This window comes from Acidovorax sp. 100 (assembly GCF_003688355.1).
In the GTDB taxonomy this organism is placed as follows: Bacteria; Pseudomonadota; Gammaproteobacteria; order Burkholderiales; family Burkholderiaceae_C; genus Acidovorax; species Acidovorax delafieldii.
The window spans coordinates 5,125,162-5,135,360 of sequence record NZ_REFD01000001.1 but is presented as its reverse complement, the minus strand read 5'-3'; the positions used below and the strand labels follow the sequence as shown (position 1 = coordinate 5,135,360).

Below are 10,199 nucleotides of genomic sequence, written 5' to 3'. Positions count from 1 at the left end.
GCAGTGACGCAAAGAGCCCAACAGTATCAGCCGAGCTAGCAGTTGCTTGCTTTCCAACACGAACACTCTCGTACCAATTCACCTAAACGGTGGGGCGAGGCGTTGCCCTTTTGGGCCGGCGCTACGAGACTTCTTGCTCTCCTTGCAACACAGCGCCTGCCAAGGTCAAGTTGCTTCAAGGTTGCGATTCGCTGCCGCCCAATTCACGCACACCCATGGAACATCCACTCTCCAGAACTACGTCGTTTCTGAGTTTCCATCCCAGAGTTTTCATAATCTCGCTTACGTCGTACAACTGATCTAGAAATCGATCGAGCCACGTCTTCCGCTGAATCGAAGAGCGTCGCAAACGCTATGGCATATGCGAAACCGCTACCTGGCAGGGCATAGGGTCTGGGAAGCCGATCGAAAGTTGAAAAACGCACTCCTGGTTCTTTCTCGCAAAGCTGTGGACAATGGCGACGGAGCCATGCGCGTGGCGTGGAGTTCAAAACATAGTCGCTAAGCAATGGCTTCTTCCCATTGGAGCTCCCCGTCAGCCCAAGCTCATGCAACCTCAAGGCCAACGGACCATCGATCGAAGGCGAGGCAAATGGCCTATCTCTATCGAGAAATAGCTCATAGATTTCATGCAAGCGCGTTTGAAACTGGCGCTCTGCTTGGCTAGCATGGTCGTATTCAACACGCTCGATATCGCCCAGTTTCACCCAGTGCTGTGGAAGACGTGAAAACGGATCTGGATCCGTCACCCAGTTCAAAGCCTCGCCATGTAAGGGGCAGACCTCGACACCCACAAGGTTGTGAGTACGTCGAAACCAGCTATAGCCCCAATGCGAAATATCTTCGTCAACGCACCTGCAGCACAGGTGCACCTTCGCTGTGTGCAGTCGTGCCCCAAAGTTCCTTGTAATACTCGGCCTCTTTGCAGATCCGTGATGAACTGGGTCGGTATCGCTATCTGCAACTCGTATCGTGGGCAAGAGGCTGTGGTGTCTTGCATAGTCGGTAACGCTCATTCCCGCGATCGTGGCCAACTGCTCCAGTAGGGAGAAACCTGCCGCACCTTCACAGTGCTCCTCCGCCACTCTCTGAACTAGCCGCAGCCTTCGATTCATATCGATCAGGCCACAGCAAAAGAGCCCAATTCGCCCTGCATGTGCAAGAACGAACTCATGGGGCATTGGAGCCAATCGCGGCAAAGTCATTTGTCCTCCAACCTCTCCAGTTCAGCGACAACACGACGCGCTTGCACAAGCGCACGTTCATACGGCCGAGGCGTCTCCCCGCTGATCCTCATCGACTTCGCAACGATGTCTAAACACCGACCAATCACCATGGGCGAAGCGCCGAGCTGCTCCCTCTCATAGCGCGAGAGACACGAGCGATCGCAACCTAGCAACTTCGCAAATTCTGCCTGCGTGCGTGTACCGCGCGCGGCTCGAAATAGCTCTCCTTGAGATGTGGGATATACGAACATTGTTCCACTATTACACATTGCTAGGTAACGCGCAAATCGACGTGAAGAGCACGCAATACTTCTTCCAGGAAAGGCTGGAGGTGCCCACTTGTGTCGCTGAAGCAACCACTTCAGGAGTGCAGGCCTTGGGTACGTGCCAATGATCGCGTTGTGTTTCCATGGTTGGCTATTGACGACCGCTCATGGCTGTACCGTCCGTTCAATCGCTCATTGTTCCTCGTGGATGGCAAGACAGGTATGACCGCGGCCAATGCCGAGGCGCTGGTTGAACGGCTACGCAGCCTGCAGCACTGCCAAACCGAGGTCCGAGGATTGAGGACTGCTCCAGGCTGGTCAGAGTCATTCACGGCAGACGGTCCGAGCGACCGCCGCGTTCGTCACCCGACATTCGATGTGCAGCGGTTCGTATGACCGCTGCGCATCGGAGACCGGGTACTCGATAGGGTGCGGCGGTCGGCCGATTCTGGATGACCGTCGCCCTGTGCCTTGAGTGCAGCACCATCGGTCTGGCGGTCGTCAACAGCCGATCCGACCTGACCACCGAAGCGCCAGTGCGCTTGGTCGCCGGCCTTGACGTCGAGATTCGCGACGCGCTGGTCTACGGCCGGGGCCCGGCGCCGCGCTGACACCGTGGACAGCTTCAGGCGTCGCTATCATTGGCCCGCCAGGTATCGACGCCCCATCTAAGATCGGACCTGGGAGGAGCCCCATTGCACAAGAACTACCCCGGATTGATCTCCGTGCTGACCGCGGCGGAGCTCGAGGACTTCGTCGACGACTGGTTGCACCAGCGTTGCAAGGACTACCACTCGCACGACCGGTGGAGCGGCACGGGCGACCTGGGCCGCGATGTCACGGGCTACGTCACCGACCGTCGGATGGACGGGCCATGGGACAACTTCCAGTGCAAGCAGCTTAGCAAGCCGCTGTCCGAGAAGGCGCTGTTCGTAGAGCTGGGCAAGATCTTCATGCACTCGGCGGCAGGCGCGTACGCGCTGCCGCGGGCCTACACCTTCGTGGCGCCCCTGGGCGTCGTGCGCAAGGTACGCGAGTTCGTCGCGCACCCGGACCGGCTGAAGCAGGCGTTCCTGGATCGCTGGGACACGTACATCGCGGGTGACCTGGTGGAGAACGCGACGGTAAAGCTGACGCCGGAGATCGAGGCCAAGATCAGGGCTTTCGATTTCGCGAACGTCCACTGGCTCGACGCTAGGCTGCTGGCCAAGGATCCGGCATGCATGCCGGCGCTGGTCAAATGGTTTGATGCCGACCCCGGCCAGAGCCCCAGGGGCGTCGTGCCCGCTGCGATCCACGCCAGCGAATCGGCCTACCTCGGCCAACTGCTGAAGGTGTACGAGGAGCGGGGGCCGGGTACCTACCCCGATCCCGATGCCGCGCTGGCCTGCCCCGATGTGGGGCCGCATCTCAAGATCCAGCGCACCCGCTTCTTCGACGCCACGGCGTTCGACCGCTTCTACCGTGACTCGACGCCGGAGGAGTTCGTCCAGACCTTCCGCGACGAGGTCCACCACGGCGTTGTCGACGTCCACGACGCCGATCACACCAACAAGTTCGCCCGCCTGAACAAGGTCATGCAGCAGGCCGCCCTGCTGCAAGCTTCCGGCGTGCTGGGCCGGCATGCCGGGCCGCAGGTCAAGCAGGGCACCTGCCACCTGCTTGCCAACGAGGGGGTCATGCCATGGGATCGGTAGACAGGCCGGCGCCCAGCACGCACCCCTTCAATAGCACGCTCGAAACAGGCATCCGCGCGCTGGTCGTGCTGGAAGCCTTCCATCCGCGGCGTTGCGACCTGCTGGAGATGACCTGGCTCGACCACCTGGTCGTTCACACCGGGGATCTCGACGACCCAGATGCCCCGAGCAGCCTGCACCCGGATCTGCCCAACCGCGCGGCCGAGCTCGTGGTGAGGCGTCCGCTGGTAGAGAAAAGCCTTCGGCTGATGCAGCAGCTGCACCTCGTCGACGTCTTCGAGACTGAAGACGGCATCACCTTCGGTGCGAGCGACGACGCCCCGATCTACCTCGACCTGCTGCAGGCATCGTATTCCGTCGCGCTCAAGGAGCGCGCCCAGTGGATGGCCGAGCGCTTTGCCAACAAGCCGGCCGCAGAGATGCGCGAGCAGATGGAAAAGCGAATCGGGCGGTGGACCGCCGACTTCCGCGTTGAAGAGACGTTTGCGGGAGCACGCGCATGAACGGTATCCGGCTGCGCCACCTGGCCTTCACCGGGCCCAACATTGAGCCTGCCAAACTTGAATTCGTCGACGGCCTGAACATCATCTACGGCGCGTCCAACACCGGCAAGTCGTTCGCATCGGAAGCGGTGCTCTTCATGCTCGGCGCGGTTTCCAAGCTTCCAAAGACCGATGAAATCAAGGCCTACGACGCAGTCTGGCTCGGCCTGACCCTTGGCGACCAGGGCGAGTTCACCCTGTATCGTCCGACCAAGGGTGGAAACCTCAAGCTCTTCCCGGGTCTCATCACCTCCCACCCGACCGGCAAGGGAGAGGTGTTGTCAGGGAAGCACAGCGCGAAGGCAACCGACTCTGTCTCCTACCGGATCCTCGAGACTTTGGGCCTGCAGGACCGGTGGATTGTGCGCAATGCCAGCGGTGAGAAGGAACAGCTGGCCTTCCGCGTACTGGCGAAGTTCGCCGTGGTTGGGGAGGAGGACATCATGTCCAAGCGAAGCCCCGCCTACGTGTCGAACAGCTATACGGAGCGCACCCTCGATCAAAACCTGTTCAAGCTGCTCCTCACCGGTCAGGACGACGCGGCCACCGTGACAGTCCCCACCGAGCCCGCGCGGATTGCCGCCAAGGCGGCCAAACTGGAGCTCGTCGACGAGATGCTGGCGCAGCTCGACAAGGAACTGGGCGACGCCCCGGCAGACCGGACGCAGGTGGACGCACAGCTCGCGGAACTGGACGCCAGTGGCGCAACGACCACCGCCGAGCTGCGGGCCGTGCAGACCATGCTGGATGACAACGCCGCCGAGCGGCGTGCCGCGGTTGACCGCCGCCAGGAACTCACCGCACGAGCTGCAGAACTCGACATCACCCTGGAACGCTTCGCCAAGCTGCAGGCGGTCTACAACTCCGACTTGGACCGGCTGCATTCCATCGAGGAGGGCGGCAGCCTGCTGGCCGCCATGGCCGGCCGTGATTGCCCGGTTTGCGGCGCCCCGCCCGGCGCGCAGAAGCACCAGCACGCCGCCACAGAGATTTCGATGGCGCATACGGCCGCGGCAGCCGAAGCGCGCAAGATCGAGCGTGAACAGCGCGAACTGGCTCACGTCGTCGATTCGCTGCACGCCGAGGCATTGGCGCTCACGACCTCCATCGCGTCACTCGAGGACCAGATTGAAGAATTCGATCAGCGCGCCCTGGACCTACGCCCCACGGAAGCGTCGCTGCGGAGCAGCTTCGAGAACTACAACGCCCAGCGCGCTGAACTGTGCAAGCTGATCGACCTGCACCTGCGGCGTGAAAAGTTGGCCAACCGCCGAGCAGAGATCGCCGCGGCATCCACGAAAAGCGAGCGCGACCCTCTTCCCGTTGGCCCTGAATCCACGGTGCTCTTCGAGTTCGGCGAGACCGTCAAAGCGGTCCTGACCGAGTGGGGCTTCCCGGATGCGGACAAGATCCAGTTCGACGCAAAGGCCAACGACATCACCGTCGCCGGCAAGGCCAGGGACGCCAACGGCAAGGGTGTCCGCGCCGTGCTACATGCGGCCTTCAACGTGGCAGTCGCCGTGCACTGCATTGACAAGGGCCTACCGCATCCCGGCTTCCTGGTGCTCGACACCCCGCTGCTGACGTACCGTGAGCCGCTGAAGTCAAAGCACGGCGATCTGTCGGACGACGAGAAGGCGCTGAAGGCGACAAGCCTCGCCGAGAAGTTCTACAAGCATCTCGCCAGCCTGGAGGAGAAGCTGCAGGTCATCGTCATCGAAAACTCTGACCCGCCGGCTGCGATCGAGGACCTGGCGTACATCGAGGTCTTCACCGGTCTGGTCGGCGACGGACGCTACGGGCTTCTTGCCCGCCATACCGGTTGACGTTTGATGTGGCCGTTGCCCAGTTCGATGCCGCGCAGTTGTTACGCTGCGGCTTCTCGGGCTCGCGCTGGAGTGGCAACCGCCTGTCACTACAACCGGTGCCTTAGGCCCCTTGGCGCGCAGCTCAAGGCGATGCCAAATGGCCTTGGAGGGCTTGTTGCCGGCGTGCCTCTTCCTTGTCCATGATTTCTCTCGCCGCCTCGAGTTGCTCCGGCGGCATGTCTTCAAGCGGGGGCATGTTGGCGAAATGCCGTTCCCACCTGGCCTCAATGGCTCGCAGGGATACTTCATCGGTGTTGCCGCGATGTCGCTGGGCGTAGACCAGCGGCATCAGCTCCGCGGCCATGTCCTTGCCGTCGATGAGCCTCTTGAAAATCCACAGGTAGACATCGACAAGCTCAAGCCCCGCGCTGTCGGTGCCGGCTGCGAATTCGATGGGGGTTTTGGGCATCCCCGCGAAGCTGATCTTGGGCATGCCGGGGCCAGTTGCGCCTTCCATGCCCGACGCGGCGGCGAAAAACTCCGAGAGGGTTTTCTGCGCCTTGTTGAACTCGGACTGCCGGTCCACGACAATTCTCGACGCTCGCTTGCCGCGCTGCACGATTCGCCTTGCAATGCCGTGCATGACCGACTGAAACCCGATGATGTTGGGGCTGATCTGCTTGATGTCGTCGGCATGATCCACGTTGTAGCCAATCGCATCCGGGTTCTGGGCGGCCCATGTCAGGCCGTCGCCGATCAACTGACGCGAGCGCGCGTCGGAAAGCTGATCGACACGTCCCGCGATTCGTTGGCACACCGAGATGAGCTTCTCGTTGGCTCGCGCTCGGTTTGTGTCGATACGGGCTGACCAAGCGAGGCGTGCATCGTCTTCTTCGAACAAGGATGCGAGCTTCAGCAAAAGGATGTATCGCAGCGGCGTCCAATAGCTGGTCCAAGTGACGGCCGGATTCATGGCTTGGTCGAAGACTTGATCGTAAAAGCAGATGACCGCGTGGTCCGGCTTATTCACCCGGTATAGGTCAAAGCGCAAGGTGAACTTCTTCTGCATGGACACCAACTCGTCGGCGATGGTGGCCAGTCTGCCGACTCCAAGCTGAGCCGCGTGCAGTCGGTCCACGCCGAGGCGTTTGCGCAAGGGGGTGAGCCTCTCCTCGACCAGCACATCGAGGTTTATATCGCTCGACAGGACCCCGTAATACAGGACAGGCTGGGTCGCGTCGAACAATTCCGAACCCGTGTGCCCGCTCTCATCGACATAGAAAAACATGCGCCCTCGTCAAATTGTCAAAGCTTGAGCTCTGTGGCCCGCCTGGAATGTCGTTTATAGCCGGTCCCCTGGCGACGAGCGCCGTGTCGCCAAAGGGCAGTTGATGCTTCGAGACTGGTCCGCTGACGCGGCGGCAGGCTTCACGTCGCAAGGACCGCCATGCGGCGGATATCGTGAGTAAGACGGCCAGCGCCGACCGACCGTGAACGCTGCAAAGCGATCCCTGCCAAGGAGCGCATTGCTGCAGAGACCCGGTACGCCCATGCTCTGAAAAAGCAGCTCGGTGGCCCAGAACAGGTCGCAGCCGCGCTGGACACCATGCACCGCCTGGAAGAATCGCCACCCGAGGTGATGTCTCCTGACGATCTCACCTTGCTCAAGGCCTAGGGCAAAGCCAGTGCGGTGGCCAAGCAGACGGGGTTCAGGGATCTGGGGGAAAGGGATGGGGCGTACTTTGAAGTACGGCTGGTGTGAGGGTGTTGGTCCACTGAGGACACGCCATGCCGATCAACGCGCCCTGGAACTACCCGACCTTGATGTGCACGCCACCAGGCGGGGGCGGTGGTGTGTGCCCCACGGAGACCCTGCTGCCGCTGGAGGCTGAGGCGTATGCAGTCACGCAGGAGGGTGAGATCTGGCGGGTGACGGTGAAACACTCCGGTGAAGTGGTGTATGCGGGGCCTGGGCCTGTGGTGCAGGTGGAGTCGCCTGCGCCGTTTTGAAGCAATTTGATTGCACCGCACCAGCTACTGGTTGTATGGTGCAACAGCCTGCAAGGAGTCGATATGTCGATAGACCGTGCCAACTATCCTGGGGTGCTCGCCTCCAGCAACTCCTCAGTTCTCCATCTCCATTTGCTCCTCCAGTTAGGCGACAGGCTGCGAGGTCTCAGGAAAGCGCAAGGCCTGAGCACGGTGGCGATGGCGAGTCACTTGGGACTCTCGCGCGCAACGCTGAGAGCGGTCGAAGCAGGAGATTCCACGCCGTCCATGGGCACATACTTGAAAGTCATGTCCGCTGTGGGCATCGTGGGCGACTTGGCGTTGTTGGCAGATGGCGTCATGCAAACGGTCAAGTCAAACACTGCGGCGGCAGGAGCAAGCCGCGATGCGCCGTTGGCTCGAATCATCGTTTCTGCAGATGCCTCTCGCCACCGGATCCAGGATCTACAAAGTCTCGCACTTCATGAAGCAGCAGTGCGACGCGTTCGTGCTGACCCTGCGTTGCTCCATCAGGCCCAAGCAGTCCTCCAAAAGTGGCTGGATGCTGGGGACCAACGTTCGGCGAGTCTTTGGCTTGAGTGGAAGGACATCCTTGAGAATCGCAAGTGGCGTAAGGCACTGGGGAGAACCCACCGAGCGCAGGAACTAAGGCAAGCGTCCCCGATGACCGCTGTTCTGCCGCCAGAGGTCCGAAAGCGCGTCCTCCAAGAAGTCCGTGAACTGAAGGAAGGCGTCGTTCTTGAGATCGCCGGTAGGGCTAGTCAATGACAAGTGCCGTTCGGACTAGCCACTGGCAGCGGCCAGAATTTGACGTTCAATTCCCAGGATTGCACTATCGCTGGTGCGCACTGATCCCCAGCCATTTCCACGGAGCAAGCCATGGCCCTTGAAGACGACATCGCCACTCTCACCGTACTCGTACAGGGCATGCTCGCTGAGTCAGGAGAACAAGCCGGTTTTGATGCAAGAGAGTGGCTGGACCGTTGGCTTACTGGTGTGGTCCCAGCATTGGGAAATCGGAGACCCATCGATGTGCTCAATGAGCCGGACGGCCTGGAAGTCGTGAAGAGCTTGCTCTTGCGAGCCCAATCCGGTGCGTACTCGTAAGCATAGGCAGAGAGTGGACTGATCGTGAGTCAGGTCTGGACCTGTCGCTATCCCCGCTGACCAATTGACACCATGCAGAATGCCTACGGCGATGCCCTCTAGCCAGAACGCCCCGTATCTCCCTGCGTCTGCTCCCCGCAGCGCGGACATCGCTCTGTACCTAGACCTCGATGGTGTTGTTCACCATGAAAAAGTGCTCTGGCACCCCCGCAAGGGAATCTACATGAGCCCGTATGAGGCTGCAGGACACTCTCTTTTCGAATGGGTTCCTATCCTGGAATCGGTGCTTGAACCCTACCCGGCAGTCGCCCTGGTACTCAGTAGCACTTGGTGCATCCGCCCGGGATACAGCGCAACCCTCAAACGGCTTCCAGCCTCTCTGCGTGCCCGGTTCATTGGTGGGACGTACCACAAGCGTGTCCATGGCGTGGATCCCTGGAATCTGTCCATGTTTCGCACCACGCCCCGTGGTGTGCAAGTTCAAGATGACGCTCGTCGCCGAAAGCCCCGGCAGTGGCTGGCACTTGATGACGATTTGGAGGGGTGGCCTGACTCCTGTCGGCAAAATTTGGTCGCGTGCGAAGGAACTACCGGCTTGTCCAACCCCGTAGTTCAACACGAGCTGAAGGAAAAACTGCGCGGCTGCCATACAGGGTTGTCCGCCTAACCCAGTAGTTTCTGAAAGCAACCAACCGATGATGCGACGCCACTCCGACATCCTCGCGGTCTTGCAATCTGTCGCTGGCATCGTGAAACGTCGCCACGCGGCCAATGTGCTCAGCCGTCGGACAGCCAGTATCGGCTTCATGGATTTGGATATCGGACCGTTGGTTCTCGAAGCGCCAGCTCGCCACATCGGCGAGGTATTCGCCTTGTCCTCACCTCCGGTGGCCAAGCTCGAGCAGGCTGTTGCATTGAACTTGCCCAGCACTTCGTATTTCAGTAGGAAGGTCAACGGCCGCAAGTGGCCATTGATGAGGTCCCCATGAAAACACACTCAACCTCAACGAGTCGCCTCACAAGCAACAGCCCAAGCGCAGTTGAACATCCGTCGCACTACGCGTCTGCTGCTCAGACCAAGGCCTTTCTGGCTGGCAGCCTGGCCGCCCGGACGGCTCGCTTGGAAGCTAATGACATGCTCTGCACAGACATGGCTGCGGATCTGGTCGGTACCACCCCAGTGACGATCAATGCGTGGGTCGCTAAAGGGCGGGCGATCGGATTGACCCAGGCCCGGCGTGGATTCAAGTTGCCTCGTTGGCAGTTTGAACCTGCCCTATGGGATGCATTGCCCAAGCTTTCAAAAGCCTTGGGAACGAGTGAGGGCTGGGCATTACTCGCCTTCTTGGAGACACCATCGGGCGCTTTGGGTGGCCGGACACCGCGTCAGGCGATAGAGCAGGGTCATCTGGCCCGTGTGATTGAAGTGGCGGGTGCTGAGGGCTATTGACCCCCCTACGCCTCATGAATCTCGCAGATCTTCAGTACATCCCTTACTTCTAGCTCCTAGTTCCGGAGCTTCTTTTCAGCGTTCAGCATTCGA

The 10,199-nt window shown here is 60.6% G+C and carries 12 protein-coding genes; 10 read left to right on the top strand and 2 right to left on the bottom strand.

Going from position 1 to position 10,199, the window contains the following annotated elements; genetic code table 11:
• Positions 1-203 precede the first annotated feature (203 nt).
• Positions 204-1,115 (bottom strand): TniQ family protein, encoded by a 912-nt coding sequence (locus tag C8C96_RS25475; protein ID WP_370107407.1) that lies wholly within the window; start codon positions 1,113-1,115, stop codon positions 204-206.
• An 829-nt stretch (positions 1,116-1,944) separates the two neighbouring features.
• On the opposite strand from C8C96_RS25475, the gene C8C96_RS24920 reads away from it, so the two are divergent.
• From C8C96_RS24920 to C8C96_RS23535, 4 genes are all read left to right on the top strand, one after another.
• Positions 1,945-2,103, top strand: coding sequence for a hypothetical protein (locus tag C8C96_RS24920; RefSeq protein ID WP_156391413.1), 159 nt, complete (start codon positions 1,945-1,947; stop codon positions 2,101-2,103).
• An 84-nt stretch (positions 2,104-2,187) separates the two neighbouring features.
• Positions 2,188-3,189 carry an ABC-three component system protein gene (locus C8C96_RS23545; protein WP_199737512.1) on the top strand — a complete coding sequence of 334 codons (1,002 nt, stop codon included), beginning with the start codon at positions 2,188-2,190 and terminating at the stop codon, positions 3,187-3,189.
• Entirely contained in the window at positions 3,177-3,692 is a 516-nt protein-coding gene (locus C8C96_RS23540) for an ABC-three component system middle component 2 (RefSeq protein WP_056642957.1), read from the top strand. Before C8C96_RS23545 ends, C8C96_RS23540 begins: the two co-directional genes overlap by 13 nt.
• Positions 3,689-5,557 (top strand): hypothetical protein, encoded by a 1,869-nt coding sequence (locus C8C96_RS23535; protein WP_056642958.1) that lies wholly within the window; start codon positions 3,689-3,691, stop codon positions 5,555-5,557. The genes C8C96_RS23540 and C8C96_RS23535 overlap by 4 nt, the downstream gene beginning before the upstream one ends.
• A 124-nt stretch (positions 5,558-5,681) precedes the next feature.
• Here the strand turns inward: C8C96_RS23535 and C8C96_RS23530 are convergent, their stop codons facing one another.
• Positions 5,682-6,827: a DUF3800 domain-containing protein gene (locus C8C96_RS23530; protein ID WP_056642961.1), complete on the bottom strand. Its 1,146-nt coding sequence runs from the start codon at positions 6,825-6,827 to the stop codon at positions 5,682-5,684.
• Between the two features lie 500 nt (positions 6,828-7,327).
• Between C8C96_RS23530 and C8C96_RS23520 the strand changes: the two genes are divergently transcribed.
• The 6 genes from C8C96_RS23520 to C8C96_RS23495 all read left to right on the top strand — a co-directional run bounded on the left by C8C96_RS23520 (position 7,328) and on the right by C8C96_RS23495 (position 10,106).
• Complete coding sequence (locus tag C8C96_RS23520) at positions 7,328-7,549, top strand: hypothetical protein (protein WP_056642899.1); 222 nt, start codon at positions 7,328-7,330, stop codon at positions 7,547-7,549.
• Between the two features lie 63 nt (positions 7,550-7,612).
• Positions 7,613-8,317 carry a helix-turn-helix transcriptional regulator gene (locus C8C96_RS23515; RefSeq protein WP_056642896.1) on the top strand — a complete coding sequence of 235 codons (705 nt, stop codon included), beginning with the start codon at positions 7,613-7,615 and terminating at the stop codon, positions 8,315-8,317.
• Between the two features lie 111 nt (positions 8,318-8,428).
• The gene (locus tag C8C96_RS23510; protein WP_056642891.1) at positions 8,429-8,656 is read left to right on the top strand and encodes an antitoxin Xre/MbcA/ParS toxin-binding domain-containing protein; all 228 of its coding nucleotides are present in this window, start codon (positions 8,429-8,431) and stop codon (positions 8,654-8,656) included.
• A gap of 79 nt (positions 8,657-8,735) precedes the next feature.
• Positions 8,736-9,323: an HAD domain-containing protein gene (locus tag C8C96_RS23505; RefSeq protein ID WP_369818059.1), complete on the top strand. Its 588-nt coding sequence runs from the start codon at positions 8,736-8,738 to the stop codon at positions 9,321-9,323.
• Positions 9,324-9,351: 28 nt separating this feature from the next.
• Positions 9,352-9,645, top strand: a complete 294-nt coding sequence (locus C8C96_RS23500) for a hypothetical protein (RefSeq protein WP_056642885.1) — start codon at positions 9,352-9,354, stop codon at positions 9,643-9,645.
• Positions 9,642-10,106 (top strand): hypothetical protein, encoded by a 465-nt coding sequence (locus tag C8C96_RS23495; protein WP_082576850.1) that lies wholly within the window; start codon positions 9,642-9,644, stop codon positions 10,104-10,106. Before C8C96_RS23500 ends, C8C96_RS23495 begins: the two co-directional genes overlap by 4 nt.
• Positions 10,107-10,199: the final 93 nt, after the last annotated feature.